The sequence below is a fragment of the Dyadobacter sp. CY351 genome (genome assembly GCF_021502625.1).
In the GTDB taxonomy this organism is placed as follows: Bacteria; Bacteroidota; Bacteroidia; order Cytophagales; family Spirosomataceae; genus Dyadobacter; species Dyadobacter chenhuakuii.
The window spans coordinates 286,666-304,384 of record NZ_JAKFFU010000002.1 but is presented as its reverse complement, the minus strand read 5'-3'; the positions used below and the strand labels follow the sequence as shown (position 1 = coordinate 304,384).

Genomic DNA, 17,719 nt, shown 5'->3' with positions numbered 1-17,719 from the left:
TAGTAGTTTTGAATAGTTTTAAAAAAAACAGACCCACTTAATAATGATTAAAGCTGCCATATTTGACATGGACGGATTGCTGATAGATTCCGAGCCAATCTGGACAGATGCTGCCCGTAAGGTAATGCAAAGAGTAAATTTCACGATTTCCGACGCGCTGAAAAATCAGACAACCGGCCTTTCTATCAAACTTTTTCTTGAATATTGTCACAAAATCCAGCCCTGGAACACGCCTTCTTTCGAGGAATTGGAACGGGAGATACTGGAATATGCCCATGAAAATATCCTGGCTCACGCGGTGGCTATGCCAGGCGCAATTGAATTGGTAAAAAACCTGAAAGCGCAGGGTTTGAAACTAGCCGTAGCTTCGGCTTCGCATATGGACCTTATCGAGGGCGTGCTGAAAAGGCTCGAAATTATTGATTACTTTGACACCTGGCATTCTGGCGAGCTCGAAGAATTCACAAAACCCCATCCGGCGGTTTACCTGACAACGGCGGCTAAACTGGGATTACGCCCTGACGAATGCATTGCTTTTGAAGATTCGCATGCAGGTCTCCGATCGGCCCATGCGGCAGGAATGATCACGATTTCGGTGCCGGCGATGGAAGTTTTTGACGATGCCAAGTTTGATATGGCACATTATAAGATCAATTCCCTTGAAAAATATATATTGAGCGAAATGTCCGGCGTGCCGCAAAGCGCGATTGAAAATTAAAACCCAAATCTTCTATCTCATTCATTAATGATCGGATTAAGACATTTCAGCATTGTGATCATGATCCGGATAGTGGTCATTATCCTGAGCGTCATCGCGGTTGCATGGCTTGCGTCCAAGCACACGAACGAGGTGCTCGTATATGTGCTTGGGACCATTTTCATCTTTGTCCAGGGATCATTATTGTATCAATATGTTACCAATGTCAACCGCAAGCTGACCTACTTCCTCGAATCGGTCCGCTATTCTGATTTTACGATCAATTTCCGTTCGGACAATAAGATGGGCCGGACATTCAAGGAACTCAACCAGCAGTTCAATGAAGTGCTTCACGCATTCCGGCAGGCGCGGGCAGAAAAAGAGGCTAACGTGCAATATCTGAACACAATTGTGCAACATATCGGGACCGGGCTGATCACTTTTGACAGCAACGGACAGGTTAACCTCATTAATAACGCTGCTTTGCGTATGCTGGGAATTTACCGGCTGCATCAGCTGAGCGAGCTTAAAGACAAGCATCCAAGACTGTACGAACTCCTTTCTACACTCGACAGCGGCGTACGCGAGCTTTACCGGACGCCTTCGGATCAGCCGCTTGCCTTGCAGGGTGCTGCGATCCAGCTCCGGGGAATGTGGGTCAGGATCGTGGTTTTACAGAATATCCAAACGGAACTTCAACAGCAGGAAGTAGAATCGTGGCAAAACCTGACGCGCGTTTTAAGGCACGAGATCATGAACTCGATGACACCGATCGTTTCGCTCGTCGGCACAATGCGACTGATTGTAAATGAGGACATTGAGAAGTCAACCAGCGATCAGGAGGCAGTAAATGACTTGAAAGAAGCATTGCATACGCTTGAAAAACGCAGTAAGGGCATGATGCAATTTGTGAATGCTTACCGCGATTTTACCACATTACCAAAGCCGGTGTTTGCTAATCTTAGCGTTGCGGAGTTGTTTCAGGAAGTAATCCAATTATTACAAACGGACCTTACCGGCTCAGGGGTTTTATGGAAAATTTCTGTCAAACCTGAAACGCTTACCGTAAAGGCCGACGCCAGCCAGATCCAGCAAGTGCTGATTAACCTGGTAAAAAACGCCTCCGAAGCATTCTCAACCCAAACAAACAGACTGATCACATTGAGCGCGTATCAATCTGACAGCGTGACCATTATCGATGTTGAAGACAATGGTGACGGCATTGAACCTGAGGCAATTGAGAATATTTTTATCCCTTTTTACACCACCAAAAAAACCGGTTCCGGAATCGGGCTCAGCCTCTCGCGACAGATCTTACAACAGCACAATGGTCAGCTGAATGTTTCCTCGGAAGTAGGAAAAGGAACCGTTTTTACCTTAATTATTTAGGCTAGTTTGCTCTTCCTGTAACCGTAGCTGAAATAGATCACAAGCCCGATCGCCAGCCAGATCACGAAGATCAGCCAGTTTGAAGATCCCAGTTCGGTCATCAGATAAAGGTTTGTCAGAATGCCCGCAACAGGTAAAACCGAGAAATTATATTTGTAGCCCATTACAGCCAGAATGCACCATGTGATCCAGAAAATGATCGTTAAGAGCTTATGCTCGACGATTTCCATCGCAGACATTGCTTTCCATTCATCAATCACACTTTGTCCGTAAATAGTAATTCCCGCAATGGCCAGGATCAGTGCTAAACCGATCAAATATTTCCCGTTCAGGTAAGGAACGCGGAATTTGGATTGTGCTGAAATGCCCGTATGATCCAAATAAAGAACGCCGCCGCAAACAAGGATGAACGCAAAAAACGTCCCGACGCTGGTCAGATCCACGAAGAAATCCATCTTGAAAAACAATGCAGGAATGCCGACCACAAAGCCCGTAACAATGGTTGCGAACGATGGCGTCTGGTATTTGGGATGAATTTTCGAGAATTTTTTCCAAAGCAAACCGTCGCGGCTCATCGTCATCCAGATACGCGGTTGGCCAAGCTGATAAACCAGCAAAGCGCTCGTAATGGCAATTACGGAGCTCACGGAAATAACGCCAGCCATGAAATCAAGGCCATTTTTCTCGAAAACAAATGCCAGCGGATCGCTCACTTTCAGTTCTGTATAATTGACCATCCCGGTAAGCACCAGCGTGATGAGCACATACAGGACCGTACAGATTATAAGGCAGTAAATCATCGCCTTTGGCATATCGCGCTGCGGATTTTTGCATTCCTCGGCGGTTGTTGATATAGAATCAAAACCAATGAATGCGAAGAAAACGGAGGCAACCCCGCCCATAACGCCCTTGATGCCATTGGGTGCAAATGGTGACCAGTTTTCGGGTTTTACATAAAATGCACCGGCTAAAATTACCAGCAGAACAACCCCGATCTTTAAAACCACCATAATGTTGCTGGCAGTCCTGGATTCGCGTATACCGATGTAAACCAGCGCGGTAATGAGCAATGTAACAAGCCCGGCGGGCAGATTGAGCATAATGTGCAGGTCACCAATGACGGGAGATGTTTCGTAGGCGGCAGCCGCAAATCGCTCATAGGTGCTCATTTCCGCTGCTGCGGCGCTGTGTAATTTTGCAAAGGCATCGGAAGCCGTTTCATAGTTGACAGTAAGCCATCCCGGCAGCACTATCCCGAAACCTTTGAGCATCCCCGTAAAATATTCCGACCAGGAAATGGCTACGACCATATTCGAAACCGCATATTCGAGAATCAATGACCAGCCTATGATCCACGCAAACAATTCCCCGAAGGCAACATAGGCATACGTGTACGCACTACCGGATACCGGCACTGTGCTCGCAAACTGCGCATAGGACAATGCCGTGAAAACACACGCAATGGCCGTAAATACAAACAACAGTGAGACCGCGGGCCCGCCGTTATAACTCGCAACGCCTATCGTACTAAAAATCCCAGCTCCAACAATCGCCGCGATGCCCAGGGAAACCAGGTCCCTTACGCCGAGGATCTTGGCTAGTCCGCCGTTTTCAGCTGAGTCGGCGTCCCTGAGTATTTGGCTAACTGTTTTTTTACGAAAGAGAGAAGAATTTTGTTTCATGCAAGCGCTGATTGGCAATGTCTTGTTGTGTTAATAAGTCGGCTAAAATAATGATATTCTCAACGCATCCTGCCAACGGTTGAAATTTTGTTCAATAAAATGCAGGTTTCCAGTAGAAAATTCGCCGGCATGAAATCAAACGCCAAAACAATGTGTTTGTGACTATAAATTACCTAATTTTCCGACTGGCAACCCCACCACATTCCATGAAAAAAATCGTTACGCTACTTGTACTCATTCTGCTTTGTGCCAGGATGTTGGACGCTCAGGACATTAAAGCTTACACCACAGCGCAGGCGCATTCCCACAATGATTACGAACGAAGAGGCGCATTTTATGACGCAATCGATCAGCAGTTCGGCTCGATTGAAGCGGACTTATTTTTGGTAAATGATACGCTCTTCGTGGCGCATAATCTCAAAGACATTCATCCCAAAAGAACATTAAACACGCTTTACATTCAGCCTATATTGACTAAAATAGAAAAGAATGGCGGCAGCATTTATCCGCAAAAAGACGTTCCCCTTCAATTTCTGATCGATCTGAAAACCAGCGCTACGGAAACGCTGGCTGCACTGGTCAAAGAACTGGAACCGCATAAGCACATTTTAGCGCCTGACGGCAACCTCACAATCGTGGTCAGCGGCAACACGCCCGATCCCGCCAATTTCAATAAATATCCCGATTTCATATTTTTTGATGGCCGTCCTGAGATCACCTACACGCCGGAGCAGCTCAAACGCATTGGCCTGATCAGTCAGGGATTTGCGAAATATTCGAAATGGAACGGAGAAGGCCCATTACCGGAAAAAGACAAGAAAGCGATTCAGAAAGTGATTAAGCAAACGCACGATCTTGGAAAAAAAATGCGGCTGTGGGCAACACCCGACAACATTAATTCATGGAAAATCATGATGACTTTGGGTGTAGATTATCTTAATACCGATAAAGTGAAAGAAATGGGAGATTACCTCAGAACTGCACCACGCTGACATTTCAAAATAAAATTCAGGCAACTTTACAATATTCAATAGTATTGAATGGCGTTCGGGGAGTTATAGGTTATATTGTATTGTTTTTTAACCTACCAACCTTTCCTGCATGTCATCCGATCAAAACGCTGCGCTTAAAAAAGTTTTAAAACCAATACATCTCTGGGCCATCGCCGTCGGGCTGGTTATTTCGGGTGAATATTTTGGCTGGAACTATGGCTGGGGCGTTTCAGGCACAGTGGGTTTTCTGATCGCAACCCTGGTAGTGACGCTAATGTACGTCACATTCATTTTCAGTTTTACCGAACTGACCACTTCCATCCCGCAAGCTGGCGGGCCTTTTTCATATTCACAACGGGCTTTTGGCTGGCTGGGCGGCCTCGTCGCAGGTTACGCCACCCTCGTGGAATTCCTGGTAACGCCGCCTGCTATTGCGTTCGCGCTGGGAAGTTATACGCATTTCCTTTATCCGTCACTTGAAGTGCTGGACGTTGCTTTTGCGTGTTATGTGATTTTTATTCTGATTAATTTACTTGGGATTAAAGAGTCGGCCATGTTTTCCCTCGTGGTAACATTGCTTGCCGTGGGCGAGCTGCTGATATACATTGGCATCGTAGCGCCCCATTTCTCGTACGAAACCTTTGTTACCGAGCCGATGCCATTCGGGTGGCCGGGCGTTTTTGCTGCGTTGCCGTTTGCCATCTGGTTTTATCTTGCCATTGAAGGCGTAGCGATGGTGGCCGAAGAGGTGGAGGATCCCAAGCGGACCATTTCACGCGGCTACATTTATGGGATACTTACATTGGTTGTGCTGGCGCTTTCAGTGATGATTTTCACCGGCGGCGTCGCACACTGGCGGCTGCTCAGCGAGATCGACTATCCCCTTCCCGCTGCGCTAGGCGTCGTGCTGGGACGCGACAGTGCGCTTACACAGCTTTTTGCCAGTCTGGGACTATTCGGGCTGATCGCGTCTTTTCACGGGACGATCATCGGTTACTCACGGCAAATCTTTGCATTGGCCAGGGCGGGCTTGTTGCCGTCATTTTTAGGGAACGTCAATGCCAGGTTTCAGACCCCACACTGGGCTTTGATCGCGGGCGGCCTCGCCGGCTGCGTGGCACTGAAACTCGGAACCACGGACCAGGTGATTATTCTGGCCGCACTGGGAGCCGTTGTGATGTACATTATTAGCATGGCCGCACTTTTTGCACTTCGCCGCAAAGAACCCGGACTTGAACGCCCTTTCACAGTGCCGGCTTACCCTTATTTTCCACTGATCGCACTTGTTCTATCCATCGTGTGCCTTATCGCGATCGTTTATTACAATGTTCTGCTGAGCCTATGGTTTTTTGCCGGATTGATATTAGTGACCATTCTGTATATGGCAACCGGCAGGCATAAGTTGGTCGAAAACGGCATGGCGGGAACCGAACATTTAAAATAAAAATCTTCGTTTAGCATCTACCGGTTACTAAATAGTTTCATCAAAATGGTCGCAACGCTTAACTAATTCGTATATTAAACTGGAATTCTTACTCAACGGTTATCTCAAATTTGAAACATCATAAAAACATTAACATTGCCCTTGCGCTAAAGCCCTGATTTTTAAAGCGCGGGTCTCCATTTTATAGTCAAGAATGAACATTTTAATTGTTGAGGACGATCTGGTTGTTGCAAAACATCTTCAATATCTTCTTAATGGCTTCGGTTATGAGGCGAATGACGTTGCAACAGACTACAATTCGGCCGTCGAGTTGCTGAATACCAAAGTTTTTCATCTTGCGGTTCTTGATATCAGTATCAATGGTTACCAAACCGGGATCGATCTTGCGCATTACATCCGGGAAAATTTTAAAATCCCGTTTCTGTTCCTTTCAAGTCATGAAGACATTGCGATTGTAAACGCCGCTTTGCAGGCTTCCCCGCACGCATTTCTTCAAAAGCCCTGTCAAAAAATCACTGTTTACACGGCGGTAAAGCTGGCGTTGAAAAACTATCGCCTTGCAGCCTTGGCAGGTGAATCCAACGAGGAAGAAAAGCAGGATTCTACGGTCATTAAGGATGCGCTTTTCATCAAGGAGAAGCACATGTTTACCAAAATCCTGCTTGCAGACATCCTATATATCCGCAGCGACGACAATTATCTCGAATTGCATACCAAGAAAAAGAAATATACGATCCGGGAAACATTGAAAAACATGCTGCAGCAATTGCCTGCAAATTACTTCTTCAGGGTTCATAAGTCGTTTATTATCAACCTCAATGCCATTACATCCATCAATTACATTCATGTAATGATCAATGACATCGAGATCCCGATCACGAACGATAACAGGAACGAGCTGCTGAGCCGCGTGAAGACATTCTCATGATTTCCGACTTTCACCCCGGAAAATGACTGCTTCACCCCATTATTTTGCCTGCAAGCTCACTACGAATTATTATTACACCACGTAAGAACCCTCTTCTATTTTAACTATTAGTAGTTACCAGCAGCCTGAACTTCAACCTTTAATAAAAAAATTTTGAAGTTCAGGCATCCAATTGATTTACAAAAACGTAAATGGTGTTAACTGAGATTTTTCTGCATAGCATCGACCATGATGCGCCGACATAACCTAAACTAAATCATTACCATTAGTTTTTTTTATTTTAATATCGTTGAGAATAATTAGACATCCCCGGGAATACATTCCCTGGGATGTTTTGTTTTAATCTTATTTTAATGCGTGGAATAATATTTTAGGAGGATTTTTCAAAGGTCCTATTCCTAATTTTAACTCCGCTTTTCAATATGCTCATCCAGGCAGTACGACACACTTTGGACGAAATCGATCATTTTCTCAGTCAAGTTTCAGCCGATCAGTACAATTATCCTTGCCCCCAACTCAGCGGTTCTACGATCGGGCAGCATACCAGGCACATTATCGAGCTGTTTGAATGCCTGATCAATCAATATGACGAGGGCACGATCAATTACGACAACCGTTGCCGGAACCCGCTCACCGAAACTTTGCCGGATTACGCCAGGGAATGTGTAGAAATGGTCAGGAAGTCGATCAATAAGCCGGATAAGCAGCTTATGTTGGCGCAACGGATAGCGGGTGAGCACATTACACTTCAATCCAATTACCATCGGGAGCTGCTTTATAATCTCGAACATTGCATTCATCACCAGGCACTAATTAAAGTCGCTACCGTTGGTATGCGCGATTTGCAAGTTCACGAGAATTTTGGTGTAGCACCTTCCACTATTGAATTCAAAAAGCAATGTGCACAGTAACATACATTTGGGCGAATCGCAGGGCAATCATTACGTCCAACCGAGACGAACACGTGAACCGTCCTGCTTCCCTATCGCCGCAGTCCTACATAGTTCACGGTAAGCGGCTCACTTTCCCGAAAGATCCGCAAGCAGGCGGGACCTGGTTTGTCACGGACGAGGCTGCCAATGTGGGCGTTTTGCTCAATGGCGCAGCAATGCGGCACATTTCAAGAGGCAGTTATGTAAAAAGCCGGGGGCTGGTTTTGCTCGATATCATTGCCGGATCTTCGCCGATCGAAACATGGCATGCTTATAATCTGACGGGTATAGAGCCATTTACCATCATCTTGATGCAACAGGGAAAACTGTATCAGCTTCGCTGGGATTTTATACAAAAAGAGACCCTTGAACTCGATCCGACTGAGAATCATATCTGGTCATCCTCAACACTTTATTCAAAAGAAATTCAAGAAGAAAGGAAAGAATGGCTTGCCGCTTTCGTGGCCGGTAAGGAGGACATTGATGCCGAGGATATGAAGCATTTTCATATGTACGCGGGCAATGGAAATGAAGAAAACGGATTGATCATCAACAGAAACGATATCATGAAAACGTTCAGCATTACGCAAACGGTCATTGAACAAAATAAAGCAGCGCTCTTTCATTACGATTTGCTGGAAGAAGCGTCATTTCCAACCCATTTGTAATTATTTAACCGTTCTTTTTTGAAAAAATTAGCACTCCTGCTTCATAAAGTAACGCATTGGGAATACTGGCCATTCGGCATCGTTTACATTCCGATGCATTTCGTCTGGTTCTATTACTCCTTCCGAGCCAGGTCTTTCTTTTTCTTCAATGCATCAAATCCGACCATCAAAAATGGTGGTTTCCTAATGGAATCGAAAAAGGAAATTTATGATATCCTTCCCGCGCAGTATTATCCAAAAACCATGCTGGTAAGGCTTGGTGATATATTTGAGACGGTTGCAGAAGAATGTGTCCGGGTCGGGTTACATTATCCGCTGATCGCTAAACCGGATATCGGAATGCGCGGAATGGCTGTGCAAAAGTTGGAAACGGATGCAGATCTTGCAATGTATTTCAAAAAGGCTGACTTTAACTTTCTGATCCAGGAGTTTGTAGACTTGCCCAACGAAGTAGGGATTTTTTATGTCCGCGAGCCGGATCAAAGCCAGGGAAAAATTACCGGGATAGTTGCCAAAGAATATCTCATCGTGACTGGTGACGGAAAATCGAGTTTGAGAAACCTTGTTGAAAGCAATCCGCGTTACCATTTACAATTGGGTGCGCTTTCCAGAATGTATGGTGAAAAATTGCTCGACATTCCGGCACGCGGTGAACTGGTTAATCTGGTCCCTTATGGTAACCATGCGCGGGGTTCCAGGTTTATCAATGCAACGCATCTCGCAACGGACCGGCTCACCGAAACCATCAACAGGCTCTGCACGCAGGTGCCGCATTTCTATTATGGGAGGCTGGATATCAAATATAACACATGGGAAGAACTTGAAAATGGACAAAACATTTCCATCATTGAGCTCAATGGCGCAGGGAGTGAACCCACACACATTTACGATCCCGGACAATCCATTTTCGTAGCCTGGAAGGAAATTAGCAGACATTTTGGAATGCTTTTCAGGATCAGCATGCAGAATTACAAAAAAGGATTTCCTTTTCTGACGTTTCAGGAAGGTCTGGAAATGTTCAGGCAAAACAGCCTGCACGTGCGGAAATTAGAGAACTTTTGAAATAAATGAGAAGTCTGAAAAATCTGGGCGTCGGATTCCTGGTCAGCTTAGTAGGCTCATTACCAATGGGCTATATCAACATTGTAGCACTTAAAGTGTTTGATACGCAAGGCTTACCTGCGCTGATCTCCTTTTTGCTGGGCGTGGTGACCATTGAATTTTTCCTCATCCTGCTAACGCTTAGAGGCGCGCAATGGCTGCTTAATCATGAAAAAATCGTCAAAGCGGCGGAATTACTTTCCATCGTATTCATTGTGCTGATCGCACTATCCTTTTACACTGAGCCAGCGAATGCTGCCACGGGCGACAACATTTCAAGCCATTTCCTGGTTGCTTATCCCCCGCTGGCGCTTGGGCTTTTTCTCAATGCGATTAATTTTGTTCAGGTTCCATTCTGGACTGGCTGGAATGTATATCTGATCAACGCAGCACTGATCAATGTAAAAGGCAAACGAAAGTATGCTTACGTAACCGGCACATCGGTCGGAACATTCAGTGGCATCTTGGTTTTTGTCTTGTTTTTCCAACAGCTTTTTCAAAAAGCCTCGGGGTTCAGTTCGCAGCTGGCTTACCACTTTTTTCCAGCCATAATGCTGCTGCTGGCTGCTTTTCAGGCATTTAAGTTTTATAAAAAACATTACCAAACTCAGGGATAGATCAGATATTTCTTGCGCATATCCTTGTAATTGCCCAGGCCGGGCTCCCAGCTTTTGCGAATCTCTTCCTCGGAAACACCAGCAATAATCTGCTTTTTTAAATTTTCGGTGCCAGCCAATTTGTCGAAATTGCCCATTTGCTTGCTTTGGCTCATGTCAAAAAACCTGTCTTTGTCGGGATAGGCTTTGTACATATCCATGATCCATGCGAGATTCAGTTTCCCTGATTTTTCGAGTTTAGCAATGTCGTATTTCCGCAGATCGAGCCCGTAGCACTCCTGATCCATGTGCAATGGCGATTCGCTCATGCCTTTGATGCTTTTCGGCTCAAAAACGAAATCGTATTTTCCTTTCAGTAACGGTGCGCCTAAAACGGTAAAGGGCATGTAAGTCCCGCGTCCCTGACTGATAATGGTGCCTTCAAACATGCAGATATGCGGGTAAAGCATTACAGACTGCTGTGTGTTCAAGTTTGGCGACGGCATGACCGGCAATGTATATGGCGTTTTGTGGTCATAGTTGGCCACTTTAATGATCTTTAATTTGCATTGCATTTTGTTTGGCAGCCAGCCTTCGCCATTGATCATCTGCGCAAATTCGGCGATGGTCAAGCCATGCGAAACGGGAATTTTATACATCCCGATGCCCGAACGCAAATGATCTTCCAGGATCGGACCGTCCACCAGGAAACCGTTCGGGTTAGGGCGGTCCAGGATGAGCATTTCCTTGTTTGTCTCGGCGCACGCCTCCATCACATGTCCTAATGTGTTGATATACGTATAAAAACGAGCCCCAACGTCCTGAATGTCAAAGATCATCAGGTCTATGCCGGCCATTTGTTCCTTAGTAGGCTTCTTTTGCTTGCCATAGAGCGAAATCGCAGGGATGCCCGTTTTAGGATCCACGCTGTCGCTCACTTTATCGCCGTTGCTGGCCGTTCCCCGAAAACCATGTTCCGGACCGAATATCATCACCACATTGACACCTAATGCTACCAGGCTGTCTACAATCGGCGTTTTCCCAATGATGGAAGTCTGGTTAACTAATATCCCGATTTTTTTGCCTTTCAGATAACCCAGATACTCCGAAACCTGATCTGCTCCTGTAACCGGCGACTTGGCAGATGCCACCGGGTTTTTACCAACACTTAAAGAATCGCCTTCCGTTATGGCAGGCGTCTTTTGTGAGGAAGAATTAACGCAGTTGCTGAACAAGCAGATGCATAGTGTGAGGCATAGTAAGGTGGAAATTGATTTCATTGGATTTAGGATTAATTTTAAAATAAGCGCATTTGTCCGGCCCGCATAAATTGCGTCGTATCAAGGCCTGGCAACACGCTGTCCTTGAAATATTTACGGCAGGCATGCGCGTGAAGTTGCCTTATATTTTCTGCAAAGTTACCTTCGCCAACCATTCTGCGACCAAATCGAGAGTCATTCAAATTGCCTCCGTGACATTCCGAGATCTGGTTCAGGACTTTCGCCGCGCGGTCAGGAAAGTGGTGATGGATCCATTCTTCAAACAAAGTGGAAATGGCACCATTCAGCCTCACAATCGTATAATTGGCCCATAATGCGCCGTTTTCAGCAGCCGCCTGCACAATTGCAGGAATTTCGTGATCATTTAATCCCGGAATGATCGGCGCGGTCATTACGCCCATTGGCACACCCGCTTCGTGCAGGGCTTTCACAACCTGTAACCTGCGTTTTCCCGTCACAGTCCTCGGTTCCAATGCGCCGCGCAGATCTTCATTTAATGATGTGATGGAAATAGCGCCGTGTACCAGATTCAGTTTTGCCAGCTTTTCCAACACGTCCAAATCCCTGAGTACCAAAGCATTTTTGGTCAAAACACTCACCGGATTGCGATATCTGAGGCAGATTTCCAGCATTTGCCTGGTTAAGCGATATTTTTTCTCGCCAGGCTGGTAGCAATCCGTGTTTCCTGAAAAATGAATGACCTTAGGCTCCCAATTTTTTGAATTGAAAAGCTTTTCAAGCAACTGAGGGGCGTTTTTCTTGACAATGATCTTCGTTTCGAAATCCAGCCCGGCAGAATAGCCCCAGTATTCGTGGGAATTGCGTGCGTAGCAATAAATACACCCGTGTTCGCAGCCCCGGTAAGGATTAATGGAATGAAAATGACCCAGATCCGGGCTATCCGTAACGCTGAGCAATGTTTTGGAATGCTCTTCGATAAACTGCGTTTTCGGGTTCACCGCCGGTTCTTCCCACTGCTGCCAATCCTCCGATGTGTATTCTATTTCATGCTTAAAAAATTTGTTGTGGGTGTTAATAGCAGCCCCCCGGCCCCTAGCCCTGTTGTCCATGTTTGGTTGATGAAGATGAAGTGTAATTTTGAATGAGTGACCCGGTCACTCATTCAAAACTATTTTATATAACGAAAGTCCTCGTCGCCTTTTAGCGACAGCAATACGTCGTACATGAGTTGGATTACATTCTGAACGTCCTCTTTATGAACCATTTCCACGGTGGTGTGCATGTATTTTAAAGGAAGTGATATCAATGCCGAGGCGATGCCTTCGGTTGAGTAGGCAAATGAATCCGTATCGGTTCCTGTCGAACGGCTTACTGCCTGGCGCTGGAACGGGATCTTTTTCTCGTCGGCAATGCGGATCAGCATATCGCGCACATTGTTTTGCACAGCAGGTCCGTAGCAAATAACCGGCCCGCCGCCGCTTTTCAGATCGCCCTGCTCCTTCTTGTTGTACATGGGCGACTGCGTGTCGTGCGTTACATCTGTAACGATGGCCAGATTAGGCTTTAAACGGCGCGCGATCATTTCCGCTCCGCGTAATCCGATCTCTTCCTGCACGGCATTCACCACATATAATGTAAAGGGCAATCGAACATTATTCTCATGCAGCATCCGCGCCACTTCGGCTATCATGAAACCGCCCATTCTGTTGTCCAGTGCGCGTCCCAGGTAATACTTGTCATTCAATTCATCCAGCCCGTCTGCAAATGTGGCAACCGTTCCCACGTGAATACCCATTTCGAAAACTTCGTCCTTTTTGGAGGCACCCACGTCGATGAACAATTCATGCACTTTGGGAACGGCATCCTTGGCGACGTCCCTGACGTGGATCGCAGGCCAGCCGAAAACGCCTTTTACAACGCCTTTTGCGGTATGCAAATTCACGCGCATGGAAGGTGCAATGATCGCATCCGAGCCTCCGTTGCGGCGCACATGAATGTAACCGTCATCTGTAATGTAGTTCACAAACCACGAAATCTCATCCGAATGTGCTTCGATTACAACTTTGTAGTCCTGGCCTCCGCCGATCACGCCCACAGCCGTTCCGTAGACGTCCACAATGGTGTCTTCAATGTAAGGCTTGATGTAATCCAGCCATATCTGCTGACCATTTGCTTCGAAGCCGGTCGGCGATGCATTGTTCAGGTATTTATAAAGAAACTCTCTGCTTTGGTCTGACATATTTATCAAAATTACTTACTAAAAAATGCTGTTAAACAACGCCTTAGTCAGCGCTTAATGTTGTTTCAAATAGCCCCAGAAAGCCCATAACCGTCTTTTTTTAAGATAATCCAGATCGGCCTGATGCTGATATGCCTCCCGCTCGAAAGAAATGTGGAGATAGGCGAGATAATGCTTTTTGTACTGGATCAGGCGGACTAAATATTCGGCAAAATACCAAATATAAAAGAGAATCAAACCCAATTCAAGCTGTTGCCGCAAATGGATTTGCTCGTGGTTGATCAGGAAGCGGCTGCATGGTTTTCTTTTAACCAAAATGAATGGAAACAACGCCATACCCTCCACCCAAAGGAAAGAAACATTCAATAAAAATCCTTTGAATTTCATAGCGGCGACCGTGATCCAAACCAATTTAAAACAAAAATGTTGGATTGCGAATGATCTAACATTCTCCAATCCAACATCCTATTTATGTCTTATGAAATTACTCGCTGAACCTGCTGATATCCAGGACTTCAAATTCCATCAATCCCGCAGGGACCTTAATTTCCGTTGTATCTCCTACTTTTTTACCCAGCAAACCTTTCCCGATCGGCGATCCTACCGAGATCTTGCCTGTTTTCAGGTCCGCCTCTTCTTCTGAAACCAAAGTATATGTCACTTCCATTCCATTTTTCCGGTTTTTGATCTTCACTTTGGAAAGCACCGCAACCTGCGAAGTGTCAATCGATGATTCATCGATCACCCGCGCGTTGGACATGATCTCTTCAAGCTTGGCTATTTTCATTTCATGCATTCCCTGCGCATCCTTCGCCGCGTCATATTCTGCATTCTCGCTCAAATCGCCCTTATCCCGCGCTTCTGCAATCTGTTTTGCAATCTCCGTGCGGCCTTTTGTTTTCATATCATTCAGCTCATTCCTCAGCTTATTTAATCCTTCTTCCGTATAGTATGAAATTTTAGCCATGACCTTAAATTGGTTTACAATCCTTTAAATTTTTGAAAGTTTGAATAAAAAAAAAGAACGGCTCTAAGACCGCTCTACAAGAGTTACAACACTCGTAGTAGAAGGCTAGAAAACCTTATCTTTTCGGTTCGTATATGATTTCGTCTGTATCATAATTTTCTGTTAAGAACGACAAAAATAACAATATTTGTAAATGGTATCACCATTTTTTATCCAAAAGCGGTAACAAACTATGTCAACCCCGTTAAGAATAATTTTCATGGGAACGCCCGAATTTGCGGTCCCGAGTTTAAAAAGTCTGGTCGAAAGCAATTCTAATGTTGTGGCTGTCATAACTGTTCCCGACAAGCCCGCAGGCCGCGGACAGAAGCAAACCGCATCGCCTGTTAAGCTATACGCAGAAGCACAGGGCATTGCCGTTTTACAACCCGAAAAATTGAAAAATCCTGAGTTCCTTGAAGAACTCAGGTCCTATAAAGCAGACTTGCAGGTCGTGGTCGCATTTCGCATGCTGCCCGAAGTCGTATGGAGCATGCCACCGAAAGGAACATTCAATTTACACAGTTCACTCCTGCCGCAATATCGCGGCGCGGCGCCCATTAACTGGGCCGTCATCAACGGGGAAACCGAAACCGGCGTCACAACATTCTTTATTGAAAAAGACATTGATACCGGAAAGATTATTTTCCAGGACAAGGAACCCATCCACCGGGAAGATGACGCGGGCTCTTTATATGAACGATTGATGGAAAAAGGCGCGAGACTAGTTGTAAAGACTGTAAAAGCCCTCGAAGCAGGCAATTATCCTCAGGAACCGCAGGAAGAGCCCGCCGAAATCCGCCCCGCCCCCAAAATTTTCCGGGAAACCTGCGAAATCGACTGGCAAAAACCCGCAACAGCAATCCATAACTTCATTCGCGGCCTTTCTCCTTACCCCGCCGCCTGGACAACCCTTAACGGACTGTCGTGCAAAATCTTCAAATCGAGCATCGTCGAGTTCGAAGCCAACGACACCCCAGGCCAGTTCCGGACAGACAGCAAATCCTATCTCTACTTTAAAACCGGCGACGGCTGGCTATCCATCGAAGTTTTGCAACTGGAAGGAAAGAAACGGATGGAGATCGGGGATTTTTTAAGAGGAAACAGGCTTTGAATAAGCAGTCTCCAAGCATTCATTACACACTATAACTTTATCAAAATGGCGGACACTTTTTCACAAGTTCATTTACATTTCGTTTTTTCACCCAAATTCCGGGCATCCCTTATCCATACTTCCTGGGAAGCTGATTTGCACAAATACATTACCGGCATCACCAGAAAGAATGCGCATAAAATGCTTGCAATCAATGGCATAGAAGACCATGTGCACATGCTGGTAGGATTTCAGACTACGCAATCCATCGCAGCATTCATGCAGGACGTCAAAGCCGACTCGTCGCAATGGATTAATAACAACAGGTTTTGCAAAACAAGATTCGAATGGCAGGCAGGATATGGCGTTTTCTCATATAGCAAGTCCAGCGTTGACTCCGTCATCCAATACATTTTAAATCAAAAAGAGCATCACCGGAAGGTGAGTTTTCTTGACGAGTATAAGTTGATGTTGGAAAAATTCGGAGTGGATTATAAGGAAGAATACCTTTTCAAAGCCCCGGAATAACAAAGGTAATCCCGGAGGGATGTAATATCGGTAGAAACGATCATCAACAATAGGCAATCCCAGAGGGATACAATATCGGTAGCAAAATAGTTAGGACGGAAATAATAAATCCCGGAGGGATGTCACGAGACACTCTATGTTACATCCCTCCGGGATTGCCGTATAATTCGCATATTTTAATGCTACCGATATTACATCCCTCCGGGATTTACGTGCGATACGCATATTTGATTGCTACCGATGTTGCATCCCTCCGGGATTTACGTCGATGCACATACTTGATTGCTACTGATATTGCATCCCTCCGGGATTTACGTGCGATACGCATATTTGATTGCTACCGATATTACATCCCTCCGGGATTTACGTCGATGCACATATTTGATTGCTACCGATATTGCATCCCTCCGGGATTTTCATGCGATACGCATATTTCGTTGCTACCGATATTGCATCCCGCCGGGATTTACATGCGATACACATATTTGAATGCTACCGATATTGCATCCCGCCAGGATTTTGCTAATGCATTTTTTTTGGCGTTTTTCTACCGATATCTCGCCACTCAAAGATTCTGACGTTGCGTCAATGTTATCTTTGCTGCTCCCGTAATATCCTTTGGATCGTTTTATACATTCATATTCTTAATTAAAATGCAAATTTCAATCATCGTAGCCGTATCGGAAAACGGCGTTATAGGAAAGGATAATCAACTTCTCTGGCGGTTGCCGGATGATTTGAAACACTTCAAGCAGCTCACGTTGGGGCATCCGATGATCATGGGGCGGAAGACGTTTGAATCCATCGGCAAACCTTTGCCCGGGCGGACGTCTATTGTAATTACGAGCCAGAAGGATTTTAATGCGGAAGGCATTCTGGTTGCGCATTCACTGGATGAGGCACTGGATGTTGCCAGGAGTCTGGAAGAATCGGAAGCATTTGTGATCGGTGGGGGCGAAATTTATAAGCAGTCGATGCCGCTTGCAGACCGGCTATATGTAACCGAAGTCAAAACAATTATCGATGGCGACACTTACTTTGAAATCACCGATCCGGGCGCGTGGAAAGAAACGGAGCGGATTGTGCGTGAGGTAGATGAGCGGCATAAATGGAAATTTGAATTTGTAAATTACATTAAACAAAAATTTTAATAAGTACCTTTGGGGCATAACCCACAGTGATT

Annotated in this window: 18 protein-coding genes; 12 read left to right on the top strand and 6 right to left on the bottom strand. The window is 45.6% G+C overall.

Features of this window, described 5'->3' with window-relative positions:
- Positions 1–43 precede the first annotated feature (43 nt).
- Entirely contained in the window at positions 44–718 is a 675-nt protein-coding gene (gene hxpB / locus L0660_RS03390; RefSeq protein WP_233795562.1) for a hexitol phosphatase HxpB, read from the top strand.
- A 27-nt stretch (positions 719–745) separates the two neighbouring features.
- Positions 746–2,086 (top strand): PAS domain-containing sensor histidine kinase, encoded by a 1,341-nt coding sequence (locus L0660_RS03385; RefSeq protein ID WP_235158163.1) that lies wholly within the window; start codon positions 746–748, stop codon positions 2,084–2,086.
- On the opposite strand, the gene L0660_RS03380 is transcribed toward L0660_RS03385, so the two are convergent.
- Positions 2,083–3,768, bottom strand: coding sequence for an amino acid permease (locus L0660_RS03380; RefSeq protein ID WP_235158148.1), 1,686 nt, complete (start codon positions 3,766–3,768; stop codon positions 2,083–2,085). The genes L0660_RS03385 and L0660_RS03380 overlap by 4 nt on opposite strands.
- A gap of 206 nt (positions 3,769–3,974) precedes the next feature.
- Here L0660_RS03380 and L0660_RS03375 point away from each other — a divergent pair, with 206 nt between their 5' ends.
- The 7 genes from L0660_RS03375 to L0660_RS03345 all read left to right on the top strand — a co-directional run bounded on the left by L0660_RS03375 (position 3,975) and on the right by L0660_RS03345 (position 10,450).
- Positions 3,975–4,760, top strand: a complete 786-nt coding sequence (locus L0660_RS03375; protein WP_233795559.1) for a phosphatidylinositol-specific phospholipase C/glycerophosphodiester phosphodiesterase family protein — start codon at positions 3,975–3,977, stop codon at positions 4,758–4,760.
- A gap of 109 nt (positions 4,761–4,869) precedes the next feature.
- The gene (gene eat / locus L0660_RS03370) at positions 4,870–6,204 is read left to right on the top strand and encodes an ethanolamine permease (protein ID WP_235158146.1); all 1,335 of its coding nucleotides are present in this window, start codon (positions 4,870–4,872) and stop codon (positions 6,202–6,204) included.
- Between the two features lie 193 nt (positions 6,205–6,397).
- On the top strand, positions 6,398–7,132 hold the full coding sequence (locus L0660_RS03365; protein WP_233795557.1) for a LytTR family DNA-binding domain-containing protein: 735 nt from the start codon (positions 6,398–6,400) through the stop codon (positions 7,130–7,132).
- Positions 7,133–7,554: 422 nt separating this feature from the next.
- Positions 7,555–8,043, top strand: a complete 489-nt coding sequence (locus tag L0660_RS03360) for a DinB family protein (protein ID WP_235158144.1) — start codon at positions 7,555–7,557, stop codon at positions 8,041–8,043.
- The gene (locus L0660_RS03355; RefSeq protein WP_235158141.1) at positions 8,031–8,732 is read left to right on the top strand and encodes an NRDE family protein; all 702 of its coding nucleotides are present in this window, start codon (positions 8,031–8,033) and stop codon (positions 8,730–8,732) included. Before L0660_RS03360 ends, L0660_RS03355 begins: the two co-directional genes overlap by 13 nt.
- Positions 8,733–8,750: 18 nt before the next feature.
- Positions 8,751–9,794, top strand: a complete 1,044-nt coding sequence (locus L0660_RS03350) for a hypothetical protein (protein WP_235158133.1) — start codon at positions 8,751–8,753, stop codon at positions 9,792–9,794.
- A gap of 5 nt (positions 9,795–9,799) precedes the next feature.
- Positions 9,800–10,450 (top strand): hypothetical protein, encoded by a 651-nt coding sequence (locus tag L0660_RS03345; RefSeq protein WP_235158131.1) that lies wholly within the window; start codon positions 9,800–9,802, stop codon positions 10,448–10,450.
- On the opposite strand, the gene L0660_RS03340 is transcribed toward L0660_RS03345, so the two are convergent.
- From L0660_RS03340 to greA, 5 genes are all read right to left on the bottom strand, one after another.
- Entirely contained in the window at positions 10,441–11,709 is a 1,269-nt protein-coding gene (locus L0660_RS03340; RefSeq protein ID WP_235158130.1) for an exo-beta-N-acetylmuramidase NamZ domain-containing protein, read from the bottom strand. The two genes, L0660_RS03345 and L0660_RS03340, sit on opposite strands and share 10 nt — an antisense overlap.
- A gap of 17 nt (positions 11,710–11,726) precedes the next feature.
- A complete protein-coding gene (locus L0660_RS03335; RefSeq protein ID WP_235158128.1) occupies positions 11,727–12,779 on the bottom strand; it encodes a PA0069 family radical SAM protein in 1,053 nt (350 codons plus the stop codon).
- 59 nt (positions 12,780–12,838) lie between these two features.
- The gene (locus L0660_RS03330) at positions 12,839–13,909 is read right to left on the bottom strand and encodes a M20/M25/M40 family metallo-hydrolase (protein WP_235158119.1); all 1,071 of its coding nucleotides are present in this window, start codon (positions 13,907–13,909) and stop codon (positions 12,839–12,841) included.
- Between the two features lie 54 nt (positions 13,910–13,963).
- A complete protein-coding gene (locus tag L0660_RS03325) occupies positions 13,964–14,296 on the bottom strand; it encodes a hypothetical protein (protein ID WP_235158112.1) in 333 nt (110 codons plus the stop codon).
- A 97-nt stretch (positions 14,297–14,393) separates the two neighbouring features.
- Positions 14,394–14,876, bottom strand: coding sequence for a transcription elongation factor GreA (gene greA / locus L0660_RS03320; RefSeq protein WP_026630790.1), 483 nt, complete (start codon positions 14,874–14,876; stop codon positions 14,394–14,396).
- A gap of 232 nt (positions 14,877–15,108) precedes the next feature.
- Here greA and fmt point away from each other — a divergent pair, with 232 nt between their 5' ends.
- The 3 genes from fmt (at position 15,109) to L0660_RS03305 (ending at position 17,687) form a co-directional block, all read left to right on the top strand.
- Positions 15,109–16,029, top strand: a complete 921-nt coding sequence (gene fmt / locus L0660_RS03315; protein WP_255712137.1) for a methionyl-tRNA formyltransferase — start codon at positions 15,109–15,111, stop codon at positions 16,027–16,029.
- 45 nt (positions 16,030–16,074) lie between these two features.
- Complete coding sequence (gene tnpA / locus L0660_RS03310) at positions 16,075–16,536, top strand: IS200/IS605 family transposase (RefSeq protein ID WP_235158108.1); 462 nt, start codon at positions 16,075–16,077, stop codon at positions 16,534–16,536.
- A 653-nt stretch (positions 16,537–17,189) separates the two neighbouring features.
- Positions 17,190–17,687 carry a dihydrofolate reductase gene (locus L0660_RS03305; RefSeq protein WP_235158090.1) on the top strand — a complete coding sequence of 166 codons (498 nt, stop codon included), beginning with the start codon at positions 17,190–17,192 and terminating at the stop codon, positions 17,685–17,687.
- Positions 17,688–17,719: the final 32 nt, after the last annotated feature.